This window comes from bacterium, from assembly GCA_023150945.1.
In the GTDB taxonomy this organism is placed as follows: Bacteria; Zhuqueibacterota; Zhuqueibacteria; order Zhuqueibacterales; family Zhuqueibacteraceae; genus Coneutiohabitans.
This window is the reverse complement of the sequence record JAKLJX010000005.1, coordinates 37549-60520: the sequence shown is the minus strand read 5'-3', so window position 1 is coordinate 60520 and position 22972 is coordinate 37549. Positions and strand designations below refer to the sequence as shown.

Below are 22972 nucleotides of genomic sequence, written 5' to 3'. Positions count from 1 at the left end.
GTCTCTGACCCGCCTGGGCGGGATGCGCTGTTGCTTTTGTTTGCAGTTGCTTCACGCTATGCTTGTGGCGCACTCACTTCAATGCCCGTGCGCTTGATGTCGAGCACGATGGGTAACTCTTCCTTCTCAAATTCTTCGGGCGAAAAGCAAATCGGCTCCAAATCAACATTGTATCGCGAGGCGCGGCTGAAAATTCTTTGATTTATTGCAAACGAATTTTCGGAGTTGAGCGCCGGCGTGACGATGGCCAGGTCGATATCCGAATAGTCGCGCGCCCGATCCGTGGCATACGAGCCAAACAAATACGCCCGCTCGATGGGCAGCTCCGGCCGGATTTCCTCCAAAAAGGTTTGGATTACGGCAATGGCTTCAGTTTTTGTGTAAGCCATGTGATCAGACTCTCGGTTTTATCCAAATACTCTTTTGCTTCCTTTTTGCCGATTGCTTTCGAAAGCGCGTCGATGGTTTCTTTGTAACGTGCATTCAAATAATACGACCCGAGATTTTCAATAAGAGCAATTTTCAATAAGAGCAAGTGGTTCATCATTGAGTTCAGACAAGATCCCGGCAAGCTCTGCCAGCTTGGAAAGGTGATGAATCGGCTTGATCTCTTTACCCTGAAACGCCAAGATCGCTTTCAGCGTTTTCTCAACGGCTTGCTGGCACATGAAGACCACATAGAGGTAGCGGCCAGCTTTATACATTGCCCGCGCCGTTTCGAAATCTTACTCAACCCGATCCATCCATATCTTCACGGCGGAGGACCAAGCTGTTTTGTTCACCTTGTGCATGCGCTCTTTCAAAACCTACGCAGAGATCAAGCTACCAAATATCTATTTAAGGAGAGTTTCTCATGAGACTAATCGTCTTTTGTGGAGACATATGCTGAAACAATGTCTTCCCACAGCAGGCAAACAACTGTTGCTTCAAGATCGTCTGGATCCTTGTGAACTGGAAAATTATCTGTTCCTCGATAATCGAGTTTAATTCGAAATAATCCTGATTCTCTGGAAAGAGAAGATAAACGCGAATGTCCTTTTGTGGAAGGTGCGTTTGCCCTCCCACCAACCTTTTTGCTTAAAGAGACTTTTCCAAGAAGCTGCCCGCACGCCTTACGATACCTTTGAGGCAAGTTGTTTTTTGCTGCCCTGCTTCATTCGCCATCTTATCGAAATGTTGCGAATCCCAAACTTACTTTACCGAACAAATTTTCTGAGCCTCAGTCGAATCCTCTTCACCTTCCCTCCCCGCCGGAACGTGCGAGCCTACGAGCTCGAGTCATATACGCTTCCGATGCCTGAAGGCATTACTACGAACCTGCGAACTCACTTCAGCTCCGCCACAATCTGATCAATCTTCGCCGGCGTGAGATGATCGATGTAGGTCTCATTCAACTGCAGCATCGGCGCGGTTTCGCAGGAGGCCAGGCATTCCACCGCGGTAATCGTGTACTTGCCGTCCGCCGAGGTTTCGCCCGCCTTGATGCCGAGCTTCTGTTCGAGGTAGGCGAGAATCTCGCGGTGGCCGCGCAGGCTGCAGGAGAGGGTGCGGCACACTTGAAAGTGATATTTGCCCACCGGCCGCTGGCGAAACCAGGTATAGAACGAAAGCACTTCCTTCACCTTCACCACCGGCACGCCCACCAGCGCCGCGATCTCCTCTTCGAGTTCGGCGGGAACGTAGCCGATCTCCTCCTGCACCACGTGCAGAATCGGCAGCAGGGCCGCGCGCTTGTGCTCGGGCGGGTAATGCGTCAGCAATTCGGCGATGCGGTCCCGCGCCGCTTGCGACAATTTCGAAATCATCGATCCAATTCTCCTGCAATCATGTTCACCGTGCCGAACGTCGCGATGATATCCGCCACCGCATCGCCTTTGATCATCTCATGAAAGCCGGACATGAGCGCGAAGCAGGGCGGCCGCACGTCCACGCGGTAGGGCTTGCCGCTGCCGTCGCTGATGACGTAGAAACCCAGCTCGCCGTTGGCGCCTTCGACCGCCTGGTAGGCTTCGCCGATGGGCGGCGCAATGCCGTAGCCTTCCATGATCAGCATGAAGTGATTCATCAGGCCTTCGATGCTGCCGTAGACTTTTTCCTTGGCAGGCAGGACGGCGCGCTTGTTGTCCGGGAAAATATTGTCACGCAACCGCGAGTTCCCGCCGGAAAGCGTGGGGTCGGTCAGGGCTTCGATCTGCAGCAAACCCTTGGTCCGGCCAAATTTGCCGTAGTCCGCCATCTCGCTGGCCGGTAAGACCCTGCCTTCATGATCGACGTTGATTTCGCCGCCGGGTATTTGCTGCAGGCATTGCTCCAGAATGTGAACACTCTGCTCGACTTCCTCCATGCGAACGAGATAGCGGTCGTAATTATCACCGTTGGTGCCATAGGGAATATCGAAATCGAGGCGGTCGTAGACGAGATAGGGTTCGGCTTTGCGCACGTCGTAATCGACGCCGCAGGAGCGCAGCATCGGGCCGGTGAAGCCAAAGTCGATCGCGCGCTGCTTGCTGATCACGCCCACGCCCTGCATGCGGTCCACGAAAATGCGGTTGCGGGTGAGCAGCTTGTGCAGCTCGTCCAATGCGATGCGCAGCTCTTTGAGAATCTTGCGCAGATTGTCGGCAAAAGTGGGCGTGAGATCGGCCTTGACGCCGCCGATTCGCACGTAGGAGACGGTTAGGCGCGCGCCGGTGATTTCCTCGACCAGTTCGTACAGCATGTCGCGCACTTTGATGAAATAGAGAAAGCCGGTCATCGCGCCGAGTTCCATGGCGCTGGCGGCGATGCAGGTCAAGTGATCGGTGATGCGCGAGACCTCCGACATGATCACGCGAATGTACTGGCAGCGTTCGGTGATCTGCAGACCCATCACTTTTTCCACCGCCAGGGCGTAGCCCACATTGTTGATCAGCGGTGAGACATAGTTGAGGCGGTCGGTGTAGGGAAAGACCTGCGTCCAGGTCACGGCTTCGGCATCCTTCTCGAAGGCACGATGCAAATAGCCGATGCCGACCTCGGCGCTTTCGACGGTTTCGCCGTCGAGTTCGAGCAGCAGGTGGATGACGCCGTGCATCGCCGGATGCGAAGGCCCCATGTTGAGCAGCATGTTCTGCGCGTTCGCGCCGGGCTGGGGCGTCTTGATGCGATGCGTGCGCGCCTGGCCGTTGCTGCCGGGGGCACTCATCTTCTCGTTGGAGACGAGCGGATGGCGGCGGCTGATGGGATAATCCTTGCGCAGGGGATGGCCCTTGAACTCGTCATACAGCAGAATGCGGCGATGATCGGCCAATCCCTTGAAGCGCACGCCGAAGAGATCCCAGACTTCGCGTTCATACCAGCCCGCGCCGGCCCACAAACTGGTCACTGAGGGCACCACCGGGTCGTGCTCCGGCACCGGCACGCGCAGGCGCAAACGGACCTTTTGCGGCCAGGAGAAGAGGTTGCAGATCAGTTCGAAGCGCTCGGGCCGGGGCTGTGGGAAGGTGAGATAATCCACCCCGCCGAGATCCATCAGGAAATTGAAACCGGGCTGATGCTCGTTTTTCAAATAAGCGCACACTGCCAACAGCGCGTCGCGCGTCACTTCCAGAACATTTTCCCCGGCAGGCGAGGGCAGAACCTTCACCGCACCTGGAAATTTCTGGGCAATATTCTCCAGCCAAGACATGGGATGCAGTCACCTGACGATGAGTTTCGTTACGCGGGTAATACCAGAACGTCAAGCGGGATACAACACCCTGCCACCTCATTCTGTTGAATTCTCCGCCGGCGCTGGGCATACATGATAAGCCAATCCTGGTGCCAGGGGCGGGGGAAGATTCTACCAGAAGACCAACTTCGGGGCAAGGGACTTGACGGTCGCAGTACTCAATACTCCTGTTTCTGCTTTTGAATTTTTTCCTGCAACAACATAATGCCCTGCAGCACGGTTTCCGGCCGCGGCGGGCAGCCGGGAATGTAGACATCGACCGGCACGATGGTATCGATGCCCTGCACGGTGGAGTAGTTGTCGTAGAATCCGCCGGTGCAGGTGCAGACGCCGAACGCGACGACCCATTTCGGCTCGCACATCTGATCGTAAACACGGCGCATGATCGGCGCGATCTTTTGGCTGATCGTGCCGACGACAAAGAGCACGTCGGCCTGGCGCGGACTGAAGCGCGGCAGAGCGGCGCCGAAGCGGTCAAGATCGTATTGCGGGCCGGACACTGCCATGTATTCCATGCCGCAGCAGGCGGTCACGAACGGATACTGAAACAGCGAGAATTTGCGCGCCCAGCCGACGGCGGCATCGACGCGCGAAGTGACAAAGTTGTCGCCACCGAGGAGATTTCTCAATCCCATTCCAATGCACCTCGCTTCCACGCGTATACCAACCCCAGCACGAGAATACCCACGAAGGTCATCATGCTGAAGAAGCCGCCCGGGCCCAACTCGCGAAACACCGTGACCCAGGGGAAGAGAAAAACGATTTCAATATCGAAGAGCACGAACAGAATCGCGATCAGGTAGAATCGGATCGACAGCCGTTCGCCGGGCAGGGCAATGGGAACCCAGCCGCACTCGAACGGCACTTCTTTCACGCTGTTGGTGCGTTTGGGGCCGAGCCAGGAGGACAACGCCAGGATCAACCCCACCAGGCCGCCGAGCAGCACGAAAGTCGTGAGCACTGCCATCAAACTGCTCATTGCACACTCGCTTGACGTTTATGCTAAAAACGCGGTGATGCAACTCATCGCGTCGCGGAACAGCGAAACATCAGTCCCGCCGCAGCGGGACTGACGCTACAACTCAGCAAGGCCGAAAGCGGCTGGCGCGTTTCAGGCGCGTGCTTACTTCTTCTTCGCCGCTGTTTTCTTCTTGGCAGCCGCCTTCTTCTTCGTCGCCTTCTTCTTGGCTGCCTTCTTGACGGCCTTTTTCTTCATCATTGTGGCTTCTCCTTCTATGGTGATGAGATCAGTGAATTGTAGCCCAAATTCGCAGCCGCGCCCCGGGCCCAGCAACTCGCGCCGCGCGATCGCGACCGCACCGGGAGCGCACCGCGTTTGCTGCCCCGGCCGGCCATTGTGCGCCGCCATCATGAGCGTCGCTGCGCGCAACAGCTTTCCTCAGATGTGAATCGCCTCGCCCAGTGCATCCGCGGCAGCCTCCATCACCGCCTCGGTGAAGGTGGGATGCGCATGCACGGTTTTGAGCAAGCTGTGGACGGTGGACTCGAGCGCGCGCGCCGCCACCAATTCCGCGATCATGTCCGTGGCTTCGCTGCCGAGGATGTGCGCACCCAAGATTTCCCCGTATTTTTTGTCAACCACGAGCTTCACGAAGCCTTCGGTTTCTCCCACGGCCACGGCCTTGCCCAGCGGCCGGAACGGAAAACGGCCGACGGCAACGTCATAGCCTTTTTCGCGCGCCTGCTTTTCCGTCAGGCCCACGCTGCCGACTTGCGGCTGGCAGTAGGTGCAGCCGGGAATATTGTTGTAGTCCACCGGCTGCGGCGCTTTGCCGGCGAGGTGTTCCACGCAGGCGATGCCTTCGGCCGAAGCGACATGCGCCAGCAGCGGCGCGCCGATCACATCGCCGATCGCATACACACCGGGCACCGCGGTGGCATAGGTGCGCCGGTCAACCGCGATAAACGTCTTCTCGATGGTGACGCCGATTTCTTCCAAGCCGAGGTTGGCGGTCTGGCCGGCAAAGCCAATCGCCATGAGCGCCACGTCGCCGGTGATCTTCTTTTCGGCATTGCCAACGGTGTAGCTGACCGTGACGTCTTGCGCGCCGACATTGACGCCGGTGACTTTGGCGTTGGCCTCCACCGCGATGCCACTTTTCTTGAAATTGGAAGTAAGCGCTTTCACGACTTCTTCGTCTTCCAGCGGCAGAATCTGCGGCATCATCTCCAGAATGGTGACTTGGCAGCCGAAGGCATTGTAGAAGTAGGCGAACTCCACGCCGATCGGCCCGCCGCCGATGACGATCATCGCCTTCGGCTGCTCCGGCAGGATCATGGCTTCCGTGCTGGTGATGACGCGCTTGCGATCCAACTCGACGCCGGGCAGCGAGCGATGCGTGCCGCCGGTGGCGATGATGAGGTTCCGGCCTTTGTACTCACCCACTGCCTTGCCGTCTTTGGTGACTTCGACGACGTTGCCCTTGCGCAAACGGCCGGCGCCATCGATGTGCTCGATTTTGTTCTTGCGAAACAGGAAATGCACGCCTTTGTTGATCTGCTCGGAGATCTTGCGGCTGCGTTGAATGATCTTCTGCCACTCGAACGAAACATTCTCCACGCCCAGGCCAAACTCGTGCACGTGATGCAGCAGGTGATAGACTTCCGCCGAGCGCAGCAGCGCCTTGCTCGGGATGCAGCCCCAGTTCAAACACAGGCCGCCGAGTTTGTCCTTTTCGATGACGGCGACTTTCATGCCGAGTTGAGCCGCCCGAATCGCGGCCACATAGCCACCCGGGCCGCCGCCAACGATTACCAAATCAAATTCTTTCAAACTGCTCTCCTCTGGAATTGTATCTGCACCCGGCGCTGAATCTTGCGCAATCTGCGACGCGCCGGACGTCTGTTCCGTTCAGCCGCTTCAGGGCGAGGTGCCGATATAGGTGCCGTCGAATTTCACGTAATGCGTCGGCTGCGCGCCGGCGTTGAAGTTGATGCCCCACATCGGCTGGCTGTAAGTGGCGATATTGAACGCGGCCAGAGTCGCCAAGGTGGCGGCCGGATCGCGATGCGGCGCCGTCGCATTGAAGATGTCCGTGCTGTTGACCCAACCTACCGGCAAGGGCTGACCGTTGGCGCCCGGCACCGAAGTTTGCGCCCGCGTGCTGGTCGAAGTGGAGCCGTCATGCCGCACGTTGACTTGAAACTCTTTCTGCTGTGACGGGCTCCACGCCACCAATCCCCAACTTCCCTGATTGGCGGGCAGCCGGCCGTCGCGAAAGATTTGAACACCCATGATGTGATAGATCTGCGCGTCGGCGGCAAAGTTGGTGATCAGCGGCTGCGCAATGTCGCGCGCCCAAAACGCCGAGCCCTCAAACGCACTGCCCGGGCGCTGCTGTGGCGGCGGCGGCGTGCAAGTGCCGCCGGCAAGCACCGTAACCATGCACCCCAGACTCAACCATAAACCGATCTTGCGGATCATCCTTTGCTCCCAGTGGTGTGTGAAAAGTCTTCGGTTTTATTCGGGCACGGAGCAGCGTAGGCGTGGCCTGCGCCCGCTTCATGCCCGGGCAGGTTCACTCGCGCCAGCGCGCCGTGCGTGATTCTGCAGCCGCGGCGCGAGGTGGCGCATGATCACGTTGGCATGCTCGCGGCCGTTCTCGATGAAGATCTTGTTGCCGTTTTTGCCGGCGGCCACCACACCCGCGACGTAAAGCCCGGGCACATTGGTCTCGAAAGTCGCGGGGTCGTGGCGCGGGCTGTTGTCCTCACCACTGATTGCAATGCCGCACGCCTGCAGAAAGGCATAGTCGGGATGATAGCCGGTGAGCGCAAAGACGAAATCATTCGCCAGCGTCTCGGTTTCGCCTGCCTGGTTCTGCAGCACGATTGCGTCGTTGGTGATTTGCACCACGCGGGTGTTGCAGCGCGCCGCGATGCTGCCTTCTTGAATGCGATTGAGAATGTCGGGCAGAATCCAATACTTCACGCTTTGCCGGATCTCCGGTCCGCGATGAATGAGCGTGACCTGCGCACCGTGGCGGTAGAGGTCGAGCGCGGCCTCCACTGCCGAGTTTTTTCCGCCGATGATCGCAACCTTCCGCCGAAAAAACGGAAAAGGCTCGGTGTAATAATGAGAGACCTTCGGGAGATCCTCGCCGGGGAGGTTGAGCAGATTGGGGTGGTCGTAATAGCCCGTGGCGATCACGACGCAGGAGGCTTGATAGTCCGCGGCCGCGCTGTTGACGGTGAAGGTATCCGCTGATTTGGTGATGCGCCGGACTTCTTCGTGGAGATGGAGGCGCAGATCATAATGCTGCGCGACGCGGCGATAATAATTGAGGGCATCGGCACGCGTGGGCTTGTCACCGGCAATGATGAAGGGAACTTCGCCAATCTCCAGCAGCTCCGGGGTGGAGAAGAATCTCATGTGGCGCGGGAAATGGCAGAGCGCATTGGTGAGCGCACCCTTTTCGACAATCAGAGAGGAAAGCCCGCTGCGTTGTGCTGCAATACCGCAGGCGAGCCCCACTGGCCCCGCGCCAACGATCAAGACATCCACTAGTGACTTGCGATCCATTCCACCTCTTGCTTGTGCCACAACTCAGCAAGCCTCTTTCCCGGCTCCGTGCGCGCGTATCTATACACGCCTCATTCGCGTCAATCAAAAGTGAAAATATTATAAAGAATTCTCGCTAGCAATGCAAGGCCTATTTCCATTTTGCCCGTGCCGACACGCTTGTCCCTCGCGGCACAGCCTGCCAGCAGCAAGAAAACAGAGCGCACGGTGATTCGTTCACGCGCAAGAATCCTCCGCACGCTCCATTTTCTCGCGCCGAGTGCATGCGGAAATCAACCATGCCTGTCCGGCTGTCGCGCGACGATGGCACCGCCGCTGCTGCCGGCGCATTCGGCCCGATCACATCACACACGCACGTGCCCGATCACGGCGCAACGCGTGCAACGTTCACCGGCTCACGCCCAGCGTGAGGCGGAATTCACGGCCGGCTGCCGGATAATCTTCAATCACCTGAATACGCCTGTCGAAGAGATTGTTGACCGCGCCGGCAAGATAGAGATAGTAGTCGTTCTTCAAGTTCAATCGCCGCGCCGTGGACAAATCCACCAGGCGATAACCCGGCAGCGAGCGGCTGTTGTCCTGCCGCACAAAACGCCGGCTCACGATTTGATAAGACACACTGCAGTTCAGCTCCGCCACTTCGAACGAGAGCAGGGCGTCAAACTTGTGATCGGGGCGATAGAGCAGCCGCCGGTCCCGCACGGCCGGATCCTCACTGTCATCAACGGCGTGCAGACGCGTGTAGGCCAGCCGCACCTGCACTTGTTCATCCGGCGCGCGCCAGTGCAACGCCGGTTCCCAGCCCGTGATCCGCGCGGCCGCGATGTTCTGCGGCGAAAACCGGAAATTTTCATCCGGAATCCAACTGATCAAGTTCTGCAGCCGGGTGTGAAACGCGTCCATCGCGAATTGCCAGTGGCCCGCGCCGGTGACGGCCTGCAGCAAAACGCCGCCGTCGAATTGCGTGCCGGTTTCCGGCCGCAGATTCGGATTGCCGGCCGTGTATGGCCCACTCGGCCAGAACAAGTCATTCATCGACGGCACGCGAAAACTCTTGCCGGTGCTCGCATGCCATGACAGCACAAAGGTGCGCTCCCATTTCCACACCAGGCTGAGTTTGGGGCTGGTGCGGTGGCCGGCGTCGCTATAATCGTCATAACGCAACGCCGGAATGAGCGTGAGGCTGGTGGCCGATTTGGCGTGCACGCGCTGCCAGCGCCATTCGCCCTGCACAAATGCGCTGCGTTGATCGCGCCGCGGTTGTCGCAAATCCGTGCTCTTGATGCGGGCATGCGCCAGCTCGAGGCCGTAGAGCAAATCAGCGGCACGGAATCGGCTGCGATTGTGCAGCAGCACCTCCGCCACTTCCACGCGATGACGGCTCGCGATCGGGAAAAATGGATCGGGATTGCGATAGTCCTGTTCGAGATGATGCCAGCTTCCCTGCAGATTCAGATTCAAATGTGCGCCTTGTTGGGCGGTGAACAGCACGCCGCTCAGGTGATTGGCGTCGGTTTGCCGGGCGCCCGGCGAAGGAAAACTCAACGAGCCGGCAACGGCGCGATCACTGTCGAGGTATTGATGAAAAGCGCGCACGCGCACCTGCGGTGAAATCGCATAATCGGCACGGCCGTAGAAATCCCATTTCTCGAGACGATTGTTTTCCAGCCGCGGCCGCGTTGCCAGGCCGGTGGGGTAATCGCCCGCGGTGCGCAACTGTCCCACAGCCAGCGCGCCGGAAAATTTTCCAAACTGCTGGCTCCACCGCATGCGCGCGGCGCCGGTGCCATAGCTGCCCAGCGTGTACTCGGCCTGCGGCGTGAAGCGGGCCGCGGGCGCGAGCGTGTGGATGTGCACGATACCGCCCACCGCCTCGCTGCCGTACTGCGCCGAGGCGCCGCTGCGCATCACTTCCATCCGGCTCACGCTCAACGTGGGCAAAAGATTGAGATCGACCCAGCCGCCTTGCGGGTTGTTCAGGCGAAAGCCATCGAGTAACACCAGGACCTGGCCCTCGGAAGCGCCGCGCAGCGTCACGGTTTTCAATCCGCTCAGACCGCCGTATTCTTTCACCAGCAGCGATTGCATCTGCGCGAGCGCCTCACCCAGATTCTGTTTGGTGAGCAAGCGCGGTTCTGCCAGCGCAATGGCTGCCACGGGCGCAGGATTGTCCGCGGCGAGAGCAGCCCTGCGCTTGGCGGTGACGGTCACTTCATGGAACAGCAGGCTGGTGGGAATCAATCGGATGGCGGCGTTGCCGGAAAGTTCCGCGAGCGCCAGCCGTGCCGGTTCATACCCGATGCGCCGGATCAGCAAAGAATCAGCGGGATCTTTCGCCGCCAAGCGAAACTCTCCGGCAGCGTTGGTGGCAGCGCCGGTCGAAGACTTGCCCAGCAGCACGGCAACACCGGCCAGCGGCTCGCCGCTCAAACCATCAACCACCGTGCCGCGAATCTCTCCGGCATATTGCCCGCGCACCGCCGAAGTCAACATCGCGCCGGCGATCAGCAGGCCGGCACACAATTTTGAAAACATAACACCTCCCTGAGAATGAACGCGCACCTGCTCGGGTGCACCAGGGGAAGGAGGGCGCTCCGCGGAAGGCAGAAACCGGCGCAGGAACAAAAAATCCCCACGCCTTGAGGGGATGAGGATGAGGAGACGGAATCGTCGCAGCCTGCCTTCCCTCGAAGGCTCTCCCAGGCAATGGCGGAGGTCAACGCCATTGTGGAGATTGATCGCACGGGCAGGTCTCCTGACTTGCAGCTCGGCTGAGTTGATTTCGACCTTCCCCTCGTGCCGAGAGTGGTGAAATCGCCGAATAACTTGCTGCTTACAGTTGCGGGGCAGTCGCCGATTCGCACGGCGTTCCCTATTCTTTCAGTTTTGCACAAGCAGAACTGAACACCCGTGTTGATGCGCAATATAAGGAAGCGAATTTGCGGGTGCAACTGGTTTTCTGCGAACTGCCTCATCGGCGCAAAGTGAGCGCCACCTGTCGCGTCCAACCCAGGTCGGCATGCGAAAACATGGTGACCTGAACGAGGGCCGGTCGCGTTGCCAGTGCCAAGCCGCAGGTGAAGCGGTCGGGATTCTCACTGCCGCCCAAACGCAGCCGCAGCGGCGGCCAAAGCGTCAATTCAAAACCCAGCCGCCATTCCAGCGGAAACGGCGGCTGTTTGTAGAGATCGAATTGTGCCGTGAGCGCGCTGCCGGGCACATATCCCAGGCCGCAACTGAGATGGCGCGGCAGCCGTTCCCGGCCGCGGCCCGCACGGGCGTGCGTGAGATTGCCGGCGGCCAGTCCCCACACCAGCTTGTCGTTGAGGCGCGCCACCACGCCGGCATTGAGAACGAAGCTTTGACTTTGGCCATAGTTCACGATATGCTTTTGCTGCACACCGAGCTGCAGTCCAAAGGCGAATGCCGCTGCCGCCGGCCGGCTGCGGAACTGCCAGCGCCGGGCGACGGCAATCTGCAGCGTTTGATCCCGCAGCAAGTCATGCCCCAAAGCAACCGCACTGCTGCCGAAACTCAAGCCGCCGATCCCGCCGGCGAGCGCGAGACTGGATAACGACAACTCCGGCAGGCCAAATGGCCGGGAATAGAACGCGGTCGCGCTCCAGGCCGGCAGTTCGGCGAGCAATGCCGGGTTTTGCAGTTGGCCTTCTGCCTCCTGCGCCAGCGCCACGCCGCTTCCTCCCATCGCCTGCGCACGAATTCCGAGCGCATAGTCCTGCGTCTGCGCAAAACCGGCGCCCGCCAGCACGGTCCACCAGAGTATATGCTTGACTTTCATGCGCCCCTCTGGCTATATTGGCCGCGTTCAGTGAATTGCGGTGTTCTATTTGGTGGAGATGAAAACATGCCTTCGATCTTTCTGCCTCGCATCAAATGCTGCGTGATCGGGCTGACGCTTGTGTTTGCGGCCGCGACCGCTTTCGCAACCCCCGACAAGGGCGTCGTGCGCGCCAAGGTGACGACCATTTTGGACAAGCTGCCCGATGAATTCAAACCGCGCATGGCGGATTTTGCCGGCAAGGTCGAGAAGTACATCAACGCCAAAAGCTGGATCGAAGAAGACTACGTGATGCCCTTTACCATCGGTTTTCAGTTTTTTCTGGAATACCGGCCCACCAGCACCGAAGACCGCTACCAGTGCAGCTTGATCGCCTCCGGCCCGGATTTGCAGTACTTTGACAAGCGCGCCATTTTTCCCTTTCAGCAAAGTGAATTCATCACGGACTCGCCCGGCTATGTGCCGGTGCGTGCGTTGATCGATTTCTATATCTATCTGCTGATCGGCAACGAGCTCGATAAGTACGGCGCCCTGGAAGGAACCAAGTATTTCGAAAAAGCACGCGCGATTCTGCAGGAAGCCAAATTCAGCCAATTCATCTACGGCTGGGACTATCGCGAAGACACCATCCTCGCCATCTTTGGAGAGAACTACAAAAAGTTCCGCGAGCTGAAAGACTATTACTTCTACGGCATGTCCGCGCTCGCAGAAGAGCCCGGCCCGGCGCGCGACTACATCAAGCAGTCGCTGGAACGTCTCGAAGTCGTATTGCGCGAGAACAAAGACAACCTCGCCGCCAAGCAATTCATTGACGCCCACTACTCCGAAGTCATCGACGTCTTCAAAGGCAGCAAGGACACCCATCCCTTCCAAATTCTGCTGCGGCTGGATCCCGAGCGCAAACATATCTACGAAGAGCAGATTGCAGCCGAAACCAACTGACTGGCATTGCCAGCCCCGCCTTCCAAATGCTCACCCGTAACGCCGTTTTCCCGATTGCAAACGTACCCAGCGGGAAGGACTTCGCGGCCGCGTTCGTTCTTCCGGCGTCATGCTCGGCATCCGATTTTCAGACAAGCTGAAGAGCGGAGCTTGTTGGGCAGCACAAGAAATTTTTGACGGAGTGATTTGACGGCAGCATTATTTCAAACTCATTCTGCCAAAGAATCATTCTGCCAATGACCTGCAGGATTTCTTCTGGGATTGCAAAAGCGAATCACCTATAACGGATTTCCGCTTTGCCGGCGCGACCCGCAATGCCCTGCGCAGTCGGGTCCATTCTTTTCGATTGCGGATTGACTTTCTCAAGGTGGGCGGCGCTTGTCCGATTCCCCCTTCCGAAGAAGCGCGAGATGCTCACACGGGGTGATGAAAACAAGGATGGGAAACAGCCGGCTTTCCGGCACGCGCCGCCATCGCCGGCGCACACCGCGTCGTATTGCGGATCACCTCCTCACGCTCACACGCGCGTTCAAACCGTGAATTCTTCTCCCGGCGAGGGCACATGCACCCCGCCATAGCCGGCCGCGCGTATGCGATCAGCAAGCGCTGCGGCCGGGTCGGGCTCGCCGTGCACCAAAAAGATCTGCTGAAGTCGCTTGGGATTCTGCCGTTGCACCAGCGCCAGCAACTGCTCGCGATCGGCATGCGCGCTCAAGCCCTCGAGTTTGCGCACTTCGCAGCGGCGCTCACACACCTCGCCGAAGATTTTGACCTCCGTTGCGCCGTCGCCGAGTTTGCGGCCCAGCGTGTGTTCGGCCATGAAGCCCACCAGCAACACCAGATTCTCCGGCTTGCCGATATGGTTGCGCAGATGATGCAGAATGCGGCCGGCTTCCGCCATGCCGGAGGCGGAAATGATGATCGCGGACGTGGTGAGATCGTTGAGCTTTTTGGAATCTTCCACGTCACGCACGTACGTGAGTCGCCGGAAGCCGAAGGGATCCTGCCCATCCTGCAGAAACAGGCGATAGGTTTCGCGGTCGAAGCATTCGGGATGCATGCGAAAGACCGCAGTGGCATCCACTGCCAGCGGGCTGTCCACGTAAATCGGCAGCTCGGGAATGCGATTGTGCTGCCAGAGCTTGTGGAGATAGTAAACCAGCATCTGGGTGCGGCCCACGGCAAAGGCGGGAATGATGATCTTGCCGCCGCGGCGGTGGACGGTGCGCACGATCCCGGCCAGCTCCTCCTCCACGTCTTCAATCTCGTGATGCACCCGGTCGCCGTAGGTGCTTTCCATGATCAAAACATCGAGATCATCGAGCAGCACCGGATCGCGCAGAATCGGCATGCGGAAGCGTCCCAAATCACCGCTGAAACCCAGACGCAGCCGCCGGCCTTTTTCTTCGATCTCGAACACCGCGCCGGCCGACCCCAAGATGTGGCCGGCATCGTGAAATGTGGCCCGCACACCGGGCGCAACGCTGAACGGGCGGCCATACTCGACGCCCATGAATTGCTGCAGCGCCAACTCGGCATCCTCGATGGTGTAGAGCGGCTCGATCTCTTCCTCACGCTTCTTGCGCAGCCATTCGGCGTCTTTTTCCTGCAAATAGGCGGAGTCCCGCAGCATCACGTGGCACAGGCTGACGGTGGCGCGCGTGGCGATAATATTGCCCTGAAAGCCGTGTTTCACCAGCGAGGGGATGTTGCCCGAGTGATCGATGTGGGCATGGGAGAGCACCAGGGTTTCCACCTGGTCGGGCTCGAACAGGAAGGATTGGTTCTTTTCCCGCGCTTCCGCGCGGCGGCCTTGATACAAACCGCATTCCAGCAGAACGTGTTTGCCGTTGATGGAAAGCAAATGCTGCGAGCCGGTGACTGTGCGCGCAGCACCGCAGAACTTGATGCGCATGCTGTGCTCCCGTGAAAAAGTCGGGCACAAGCTAATGCCGGGTGCAAAGAATGTCAAGCGGAAAAACCAGCGCGCCGTGTTCTTGCATTGGCCGTTGTTTCTGGCTATATTCGCCGCCATTGCAAGCCGCCCCGCGCCCGCGGGATTTTTGCCATCAACCAAAGGTTCTTCCATGCACACCTCTCTCAGCCGTGGCGTGATGTTTTCCTGCCTGATGCTCTGTACGCAATCCCTCTCCGGCCAGGAGCGATCGACAACGAATTGGCCGCAGCAGTTTGCTCGTGACGCCGGCGACGTGCTGGCCGGCACGGGCCACGTGCTGACCAATCCGCTGCGCTGGCAGGGGAAAGACTGGGCGATCTTCGGCTCCGTCCTTGCCGGTACCTTTGCCGTGTCCTTCGCCGATGAGGAGGTGAACCGCTTCTTCCAGCGCAACCAAAGCAAGACCGGCGACAAGCTTGCGGACTTCGGCGTGCAATACGGCGAACCGCGCACCGTTGTCCTGCTCACCGGCGGGCTTTATCTCACCGGACTGGTGATCGACAGTGAATGGCTGCGAGAAGGCTGCATCGTCCTGTCCACGGGATTGCTGGCCTCCGGCGCGGTGCAATATCCCACCAAGATTATCTCCGGCCGCGCGCGGCCACATGTGGGCCTGGGCCACGATGAGTTTGATTTCTTCCGCGGCGAAGAGGCCTATTACTCCTTCTTCTCGGGCCACACGATGGTGGCCATGGCCACCTCACACACGTTTGCGCGCCGCCTCAAGCCAGTGCCAGCCAAGATGTTGCTCTACACCATGGGCACAGTGGGCGGCGCAGCGCGCTTGTATAATGAAGATCACTGGCTGTCAGACGTGGTGCTGGGCACGATCTTCGCAATCGTAAACGTGAACAGCGCCGCCAAATGGCTCGAAGGACAGCGCAATCACAGCCAAGCGAGCGGCCGCCAGTGGCGCGTATTTGCCACGGCCCGCGGCCTGCATACGACAGTGGCCTGGTGATCTCCCGCACTTTTCTCCCCTGCCCGGGCGCCGGCGATCGTTGGCAAAACCTCATTGCTGCCTGCCACTACGTGGCGCCCGGCTTGCTCACCGACTCTGGTGGCATCAACAGCATCAATGGAATGACGCCGGATTTCCGACGGACTACAATCCGAAGTCCACGGCCAGCCATGAGCCTGCGCAATTGGGGATACCGCGCAGTCTCAATATCATCGCCCAAACCGAAGAGGTGCAGAGAACACAGAGTGAAGCTTCGGTGAGGCTGTGACTCTGCGCTCGCAGCGCCTCCGCGGTTCCCGGGGGGGGAAACACCACCCCTGCTGCGTAGAGCTTATTGCCTGGTCGGGAGTCGCCACGAAAAAAGGGCTTGACTCTCACGGATTTTATTTTAAACTACAGACATTTAAAATTTAAAGTATCTTTACTTAAAGAAAGTGCGGCGAAACCATGGCCGATCATCTGACCCGCAAAGCCCTGCTCAACCGCGAGGGGTACAGCGCATGCCGCCAGCAGGCGTTGAAACTGTGGGTGGTGCTGGCGCGCTGCTACAATTCCTTTGCCCATGCCGAAGCCATGTCGCACAAGGAGGCCGACCTGACCCAGCCGCAATTCGCGGTGTTGGAGGTGCTGGCTCATCTCGGACCCTTGAAGATGTGCGAAATAGCTGGCAAGCTGCTGATGAGCGGCGCCAACGTCACCGGCGTGGTCGATCGCCTGGAGGAAAAGGGATTGGTCAAGCGCGTCACCGACAGCGACGACCGCCGCATGTTCCGCATCCATTTGACCGAAGCCGGCGGCCGGCTGATTGCGGGAATCTTTCCGCAGCATGCTGCCGGCATCGAGCAGTTGACCGGCGCCTTGACGCCGCACGAAAGAGCGACTCTCATCCGGCTGCTGAAGAAGCTGGGCAAGTCAATTCCCACGGCGCGTTGATCGCGGCTGCTCCGCCGGGTGGCGGCACGCCACGATCGACGATGATGCATTTTCACATAACCTTTCATTTTGGAGGAAACTCATGCGCTTCAAAACTCCGTTTGTTTTGCTTCTGGTGGGCGGGCTGCTGCTATCCAACAGCTTCGCCACCGAAAAATACGAAATCGACGTGGCGCACTCGAACGTATTGTTCACCGTGCGCCACATGGTGATTGCGAAGGTCACCGGGGAATTCAAGGATTTTTCCGGCACGATCGTATACGATGAAAAGGATCTCAGCAAGTCATCGGTCAGCGTTACCATCAAAGTGGCGAGCATTGACACCGAAAACGAAGCCCGCGACAAGCATTTGCGCAGTGATGATTTCTTCAATGCCGCCCAGGACTCGCTCATTACCTTCACCAGCAAAAGGATCGAAAAAAGGGGTGAGGGTTTCATGGCGGTCGGTGATCTCACCATCCGCGGCGTGACCAAAGAAATCATGCTGCCCTTCACGATTCTGGGAATGATCAACGACCCCTGGGGCAACAAGCGCCTGGCCGCCGAAGCCAGCACCACCATCAATCGCTTTGATTACGGCGTGAAATGGGACAAAGCGTTGGAAGGCGGCAATCTCATCGTCAGTAAAGACGTCGACATCAGTCTGAACGTCCAGGCGATTGCGAAACCCGCAGACGCGCCCAAGCTGTAAGCGCGTCACCCAGCAACTCCGGCCGGCAGCAACCGGCGCTGATCATCGCTGACGATCCGCGCCGGTTGCCGCGCCGGGCAATCTTCTGCAGGCAGGCAAACAAGGCAACGCCGCGGCCGCTCGTTCCAAATCAAAAGCCCATCAGGAAACCGGCGGCAGCCGGCGCCAGATCATGCTCTCTCCCGGAACCACATTCGACACGAAAAGCGCCACGGTGCGCGTTCTCTCCCTGTTGGGCAAGGGCAAATCCGGCTATTCCTATTTGGTGGAATGCCGGGCGCAGCACCGGGTGTTGAAGCTCATGCACGATGAACCGTGCGCGTATTACACTTTCGGCGACAAAACCCAAAGCGAGATTCATGCCTATGCACGCCTGCACCGCCTCGGCCTGCCGCTGCCGGCGCTGCTGGAGTTCGACGAGCAACGTGAGTATTTGCTCAAGGAATACATTGCCGGCCCCACTGCCGCCGACTTGATCGCGGCCGACGCCGTACCGGCCGCGATTTTCGCCCAGCTTTTTGCCATGGCAGAGTTGCTCCAGCGTCACCAACTCAACATCGACTACTTCCCCACCAACTTCGTGGTGAACGACAGCCGGCTGTATTATGTCGATTATGAGATGAATCCCTATCTCGCCCAATGGGATCTCTGCAACTGGGGCCTCTATTACTGGATCAACACCACCGGCATGAAGCGCTTTCTGGAGACCGGCGATCATCTCGCCATCAATCAGCAGGCCGCCTCCGGCCTGCCGATCAAGCACGGACTGCAAGAGCGGGCGCAAGAGTTGATCGCAACCTTTGCCGGCCGGCCGGTTTGAGGCCGGCGCCGGCTGGCTGTCTGGAAATTTCAAACAGGGCGCGGCAAAGAATGCCGGGCTGCATTGTACCGCGCCAAGCATCACAACCTTACACGGTTCAACCCAAAGGAGTATCACATGAAACGACATGCTTCTGCTGTTTGGCAGGGAACGTTGAAGGAAGGCAAGGGCTCGCTCTCAACCCAAAGCGGCACGCTGCAAGAAACGCCATACAACTTCAGCGGCCGGTTCGAATCCGGCACGGGCACCAATCCTGAAGAATTGATCGCCGCTGCGCACGCCGGCTGCTTCACCATGGCGCTGGGCGCGAAGTTGAGCGCCGCCGGTTTTCCGCCCGAAAAGCTGAGCACGCGCGCGAACCTGACGCTCGAACAAGTGCAGGGCAATTGGACGATCACCACGATTCATCTGGAGCTGACCGGCAAAGTGCCGGGCGTGGCGCGCGCCCAGTTCGACGAGCTGGCCAACGACGCCAAGGCGACCTGCATCGTCTCCCGCGCCCTCACCGCACAGATCACGCTGGACGCCAAGCTGGGAGCATGATTGGTGTCTGTCCTGAAATGTTCCACCCTCGGCTGAGCCGAGGTTTCCAAAGCTTCGGGTGTCGCCGAAACTCCGAAGATTTTGTGCAATGGCCGAGCCATTGCGGGAGCATTTTCTCAGGAATTCGCGTTTTCGGACGGGCACAAATTCGTTCGGCCAAGCTCGCGGCTGAAGGATCGACGGCAAGGCGCCGGCAGCGCGCTTTGCCGTGCGATCATGCTGCCGGTTGATTTTCACATTCATTACCGCACAGGAGACCCGCGCCGCATGGCTCGCGTGTTGTTGCTGTTCGCGCACCCCGCTTTGGAAAAATCCCGCATCAACGCGCGCCTGATTCGCGACGTTGGCCAGCTCGACGGGATTACGTTTCATGATCTCTACGAAGCGTATCCCGATTTTTTTGTGGACGTCGCGGCGGAACAACAACTGCTTGCGGCACATGACACCATTGTGCTGCACCATCCCATGTTTTGGTATAGCTCACCGGCCTTGGTGAAACAATGGGCCGATCTCGTGCTCGAACACGGCTGGGCCTATGGCGCAAAAGGCACGGCGCTGCGCGGCAAGCAGCTCGTGCACGTGGTCACCACCGGCGGCGGCGAGCAGGCTTATCAAACCGCGGGCATGCACCAGCATACCATCCGTGAATTCCTCTTGCCGTTCGAGCAAACCGCCAAGCTGTGTGGCATGCTGTATTTGCCGCCGTATTTGGTGCATGGCACGCATCGCCTGGCCGATCACGAGATCGAAAGTTTTGCGCAGGAATACCTCGAGCTTCTGCAGCGGCTGCGCGACGGCCACTTCGATATGGCAAGCTGGCTGCACGGTGAGAGTGGCAAGCAATTCCTTCAGCAAATGAGAAAATAAATAGCGGACCCTATGCACGGCGATTCCTTCTTCTTTCAAGCCCTGGTTTATCTGGCGGCAGCAGTGATTTCCGTTCCGATTGCGAAGCGACTCGGACTCGGCTCGGTGCTGGGTTATCTGATTGCAGGCGCGCTCATCGGCCCGAGTGTGCTCGGCTTGATCGGCGCAGAAGGTCAGGACGTGATGCACTTCGCCGAGTTCGGCGTCGTCATGATGCTGTTTGTCATCGGCCTGGAACTGGAGCCGGCATTGTTGTGGCGCATGCGCGCGGCCATTGCCGGGCTGGGCGGCCTGCAGGTCGTGGTGACTGCCGTCGTCATTGCCGGGCTGGCGTTGCTGGCGGGCCAATCCTGGCAAGCCGCCGCGGCCATTGGCATGACGCTGTCGCTTTCTTCCACCGCGATCGTGCTGCAAACGCTCAATGAAAAAGGATTGATGAAAACCTCCGCGGGCCAGAGCTCGTTTGCGGTCTTGCTGTTTCAGGACATCGCGGTGATTCCGATGCTCGCACTTTTTCCCCTGCTCGCCAGCGCGCCGGCCGCCGCGAGCGCCGAGCACACCTGGATGAGCGCGCTGCCCGGCTGGGCGCAGACCGTGGTGGTGTTGAGCGCCGTGGCTTTGATCGTGGTGGCGGGCCGCTTCATCGTACGGCCGGCATTTCGCTTCATCGCGCAAACGCGCTTACTGGAAATTTTCACCGCGGCGGCGTTGCTGCTCGTCATTGCCATCGCGGTCTTGATGACGCAGGTGGGATTGAGCCCCGCGCTCGGAACCTTTCTTGCCGGCGTGGTGCTGGCCAACAGCGAGTATCGCCACGAATTGGTGAGCGATATTGAGCCGTTCAAAGGGCTGCTGCTGGGCTTGTTCTTCATCTCCGTGGGCGCGTCGATCAACTTTGCGTTGATCGTGCAGACGCCGCTGTTGATCGCCGCGCTGGTGTTGGGATTGATGTTCGTGAAAGGTCTCGTGCTCTACGCGCTCGGCAGGTTTTTCAAAATGGGGACGGATCAGAACTTGACCTTTGCCGTTGCGCTCGCGCAGGTGGGGGAATTTGCCTTTGTGCTGTTTTCCTTCGCGACGCAACAGAATATTCTGGAGGCGCGCGTTGCCGGCACCCTGGTCGCGGTGGTGGCCTTGAGCATGGCGCTCACACCGCTGGTGATCATGTTCAATGAAAAAGTGCTGTTGCCGCGCGTGGGCACGAAACCGCGCGACGAACGCGCCGCCGATGCCATCGCGGAACACAACCCGGTAATCATTGCCGGCTTCGATCGCTTCGCGCAAACCGTGGGGCGGCTGCTGAAGGCCAACGGCATCGTCACCACCGTGCTCGATTTCGATTCGGACCGCGTGGACTTGTTGCGCAAACTCGGTTTGAAAGTGTATTACGGCGATGCCTCGCGCCGCGAGCTGCTGCAGGCCGCCGGCGCGGATCACGCGCGCTTGCTCATCATCGCCTTCGACGATCCCGAAAAAAACCTCGCCCTGGTGCACACGGTGGAAAAGCATTTCCCCAATTTGCAGGTGTTGGCGCGCGCCCTTGACCGGCCCGATGCTTATCATCTGCTCAACGCCGGCCTGCGCCACGTTTATCGCGAGACGCTGGACACCTCCCTGCGCATGGGCATCGATGCCCTGCGGCTGCTGGGCATGCGCGGTTATCGCGCGCAACGCGCCGCCAAAATCTTCCTGCAGCACGATGAGCGCGTTTTGCTCGAACTGGCCCGGCATTATGCCGACAACAAGTCTTACATCAATGCCGTGCGCCGCCGCAGCGCCGAGCTGGAAGAGCTGATCCAGGCCGATGACGCCGAGCCGGATCTTGACCGCGACGCCGGTTGGGACAGCGCGACCCTGCGTGAAGAGGTGCGCGCGGGTGCGTTCATTGGCCCGCAGACGGCGCGCTGACCAAGGGCCTGCCGCCGGGAACGCCGCAGCGCAGGAGGGTGCACGGGCTCTTCCCCGGCAACCCGCGACCGTTTTCATCGAATAACATTTGGCTTTGAGCGAACGAAATGCTATCGTTAGCTCCATTTGCAAATTGTTGTCGTGGCAGTCTCTTTAACACAAGTCATTCCCGGAGAAAGGATGGTTAGCGCATGATGACTTCATGCAAGCAACAGCACGGAAGCTCGACACTCCTGCTCGCAGGCCTCGGTGCTTTGTCGTTCATGCTGGCCGCCTGCTCACAGCAGCAGGGCGGCGGCGGCGGCTTTCAAATGCCGCCCATGCCGGTGGAAGTCGCCACGGTGGCACAGAGTGCGGTCATCGACCCTTTCGAAGCGGTGGGCACTATTGCAGCAGAAGACGCCGCCACGATCGTGTCTGAAATCGACGCGACCGTGATCCGTCTGCCCTTTCGGGAGGGCCAAGCCATCGCGAAAGGCGGTTTGATTGCGCAGCTCGATGATGCGCAAATGCGCGCGGAAGAAGAGCGCGCGCAGGCGATTCTCGCACAGCGCAGGGTGACCTTCGAGCGCATCAAAACCATCACCGACGAGGGCCTGGGCACGGCACAAAGCCTGGACGATGCCGCGGCCGCGCTCAAAGTGGCGGAGGCGGAGCTGGCCTTGATTCGCGCGCGGCTGCAGAAAACGCGCATCGTGGCGCCGTTTGCGGGCATCACCGGCGCGCGCCGCGTCAGCCCCGGCACGTTTCTGCGCGCGGGCACGCCGATCACCGAGCTGGCGCAGATCGACCGGCTGCGTGTCACCTTTTCCGCGCCTGAACGCTACTACGGCAGCTTGCAGCGGGGCGCGGAGCTGAACGTCTCCACCACTGCTTATCCGGACGATGAACTGACCGGTCGTGTGGATGTCATCGAGCCCATCGTCGATGAGGCGACGCGCCGGGTCCGGATCGTGGCGCGGCTCGACAACCCCGGCGGCAAGTTTCGTCCCGGCATGTCCGCCAATGTGACGGTGGTGCTCAATGAGCGGCCCAACGCGCTCGTCATCCCGAGTGAGGCCGTTTTCGTGGAAGGGAACCAGGCGTTGGTTTACCTCATCCAGCCCGACAGCACGGTGGCGAGAATGCCGGTGGAGTTGGGCACACGCCAGCGGGAGAATGTCGAAATCATCAACGGCCTGGCCGCGGGCGCCCGGGTCGTGCGCGCCGGACATCAAAAACTCTTCCCTGGCGCCAAGGTCCTGCCGATTTCAGCGGCCCCACCGCAAAACTAGCACAATTGTGATACTCTTTTTCTGA

Annotated in this window: 22 protein-coding genes and 1 riboswitch; of the genes, 9 read left to right on the top strand and 13 right to left on the bottom strand. The window is 59.4% G+C overall.

The features are described 5' to 3' along the window. Nucleotides 1–56: 56 nt before the first annotated feature. From L6R21_08535 to L6R21_08480, 12 genes are all read right to left on the bottom strand, one after another. Nucleotides 57–389, bottom strand: coding sequence for a nucleotidyltransferase domain-containing protein (locus tag L6R21_08535; GenBank protein MCK6559235.1), 333 nt, complete (start codon nt 387–389; stop codon nt 57–59). 117 nt (nt 390–506) lie between these two features. Beyond that, nucleotides 507–704, bottom strand: a complete 198-nt coding sequence (locus L6R21_08530; GenBank protein MCK6559234.1) for a HEPN domain-containing protein — start codon at nt 702–704, stop codon at nt 507–509. A 621-nt stretch (nt 705–1325) separates the two neighbouring features. Continuing rightward, nucleotides 1326–1805, bottom strand: coding sequence for an NAD(P)H-dependent oxidoreductase subunit E (locus L6R21_08525; protein ID MCK6559233.1), 480 nt, complete (start codon nt 1803–1805; stop codon nt 1326–1328). Beyond that, entirely contained in the window at nt 1802–3667 is a 1866-nt protein-coding gene (locus tag L6R21_08520; GenBank protein ID MCK6559232.1) for an NADH-quinone oxidoreductase subunit D, read from the bottom strand. The genes L6R21_08525 and L6R21_08520 overlap by 4 nt, the downstream gene beginning before the upstream one ends. Nucleotides 3668–3867: 200 nt before the next feature. After that, a complete protein-coding gene (locus L6R21_08515; GenBank protein ID MCK6559231.1) occupies nt 3868–4338 on the bottom strand; it encodes an NADH-quinone oxidoreductase subunit B in 471 nt (156 codons plus the stop codon). Continuing rightward, nucleotides 4335–4688: an NADH-quinone oxidoreductase subunit A gene (locus L6R21_08510; protein ID MCK6559230.1), complete on the bottom strand. Its 354-nt coding sequence runs from the start codon at nt 4686–4688 to the stop codon at nt 4335–4337. Before L6R21_08510 ends, L6R21_08515 begins: the two co-directional genes overlap by 4 nt. A 144-nt stretch (nt 4689–4832) precedes the next feature. Next, nucleotides 4833–5099: a hypothetical protein gene (locus L6R21_08505; GenBank protein MCK6559229.1), complete on the bottom strand. Its 267-nt coding sequence runs from the start codon at nt 5097–5099 to the stop codon at nt 4833–4835. A gap of 9 nt (nt 5100–5108) precedes the next feature. Next, nucleotides 5109–6503 carry a dihydrolipoyl dehydrogenase gene (lpdA, locus tag L6R21_08500; protein ID MCK6559228.1) on the bottom strand — a complete coding sequence of 465 codons (1395 nt, stop codon included), beginning with the start codon at nt 6501–6503 and terminating at the stop codon, nt 5109–5111. Between the two features lie 87 nt (nt 6504–6590). After that, nucleotides 6591–7154, bottom strand: a complete 564-nt coding sequence (locus L6R21_08495) for a hypothetical protein (protein MCK6559227.1) — start codon at nt 7152–7154, stop codon at nt 6591–6593. A 78-nt stretch (nt 7155–7232) separates the two neighbouring features. Further along, on the bottom strand, nt 7233–8252 hold the full coding sequence (locus L6R21_08490) for a YpdA family putative bacillithiol disulfide reductase (GenBank protein MCK6559226.1): 1020 nt from the start codon (nt 8250–8252) through the stop codon (nt 7233–7235). 387 nt (nt 8253–8639) lie between these two features. Further along, entirely contained in the window at nt 8640–10787 is a 2148-nt protein-coding gene (locus tag L6R21_08485) for a TonB-dependent receptor (GenBank protein ID MCK6559225.1), read from the bottom strand. Between the two features lie 192 nt (nt 10788–10979). Beyond that, a riboswitch (cobalamin riboswitch) is annotated at nt 10980–11179 on the bottom strand. Between the two features lie 44 nt (nt 11180–11223). After that, nucleotides 11224–12051: a hypothetical protein gene (locus tag L6R21_08480; protein ID MCK6559224.1), complete on the bottom strand. Its 828-nt coding sequence runs from the start codon at nt 12049–12051 to the stop codon at nt 11224–11226. A 66-nt stretch (nt 12052–12117) separates the two neighbouring features. Between L6R21_08480 and L6R21_08475 the strand changes: the two genes are divergently transcribed. After that, nucleotides 12118–12993, top strand: a complete 876-nt coding sequence (locus tag L6R21_08475) for a DUF4835 family protein (GenBank protein MCK6559223.1) — start codon at nt 12118–12120, stop codon at nt 12991–12993. Between the two features lie 529 nt (nt 12994–13522). Here the strand turns inward: L6R21_08475 and L6R21_08470 are convergent. After that, on the bottom strand, nt 13523–14908 hold the full coding sequence (locus L6R21_08470; protein MCK6559222.1) for an MBL fold metallo-hydrolase: 1386 nt from the start codon (nt 14906–14908) through the stop codon (nt 13523–13525). A 172-nt stretch (nt 14909–15080) separates the two neighbouring features. Between L6R21_08470 and L6R21_08465 the strand changes: the two genes are divergently transcribed. From L6R21_08465 to L6R21_08430, 8 genes are all read left to right on the top strand, one after another. Continuing rightward, complete coding sequence (locus L6R21_08465; GenBank protein ID MCK6559221.1) at nt 15081–15911, top strand: phosphatase PAP2 family protein; 831 nt, start codon at nt 15081–15083, stop codon at nt 15909–15911. Nucleotides 15912–16358: 447 nt separating this feature from the next. After that, a complete protein-coding gene (locus tag L6R21_08460) occupies nt 16359–16844 on the top strand; it encodes a MarR family transcriptional regulator (protein MCK6559220.1) in 486 nt (161 codons plus the stop codon). Nucleotides 16845–16926: 82 nt separating this feature from the next. Next, nucleotides 16927–17535 (top strand): YceI family protein, encoded by a 609-nt coding sequence (locus tag L6R21_08455; protein ID MCK6559219.1) that lies wholly within the window; start codon nt 16927–16929, stop codon nt 17533–17535. A 172-nt stretch (nt 17536–17707) separates the two neighbouring features. Then, nucleotides 17708–18355 (top strand): hypothetical protein, encoded by a 648-nt coding sequence (locus L6R21_08450; protein ID MCK6559218.1) that lies wholly within the window; start codon nt 17708–17710, stop codon nt 18353–18355. A 117-nt stretch (nt 18356–18472) separates the two neighbouring features. Next, the gene (locus L6R21_08445; protein MCK6559217.1) at nt 18473–18898 is read left to right on the top strand and encodes an OsmC family protein; all 426 of its coding nucleotides are present in this window, start codon (nt 18473–18475) and stop codon (nt 18896–18898) included. A 267-nt stretch (nt 18899–19165) separates the two neighbouring features. Further along, nucleotides 19166–19765 carry an NAD(P)H-dependent oxidoreductase gene (locus L6R21_08440; GenBank protein MCK6559216.1) on the top strand — a complete coding sequence of 200 codons (600 nt, stop codon included), beginning with the start codon at nt 19166–19168 and terminating at the stop codon, nt 19763–19765. A gap of 12 nt (nt 19766–19777) precedes the next feature. Then, complete coding sequence (locus tag L6R21_08435) at nt 19778–21673, top strand: monovalent cation:proton antiporter-2 (CPA2) family protein (protein MCK6559215.1); 1896 nt, start codon at nt 19778–19780, stop codon at nt 21671–21673. Between the two features lie 191 nt (nt 21674–21864). Then, nucleotides 21865–22947: an efflux RND transporter periplasmic adaptor subunit gene (locus L6R21_08430; protein ID MCK6559214.1), complete on the top strand. Its 1083-nt coding sequence runs from the start codon at nt 21865–21867 to the stop codon at nt 22945–22947. The last annotated feature ends 25 nt before the right edge of the window (nt 22948–22972 follow it).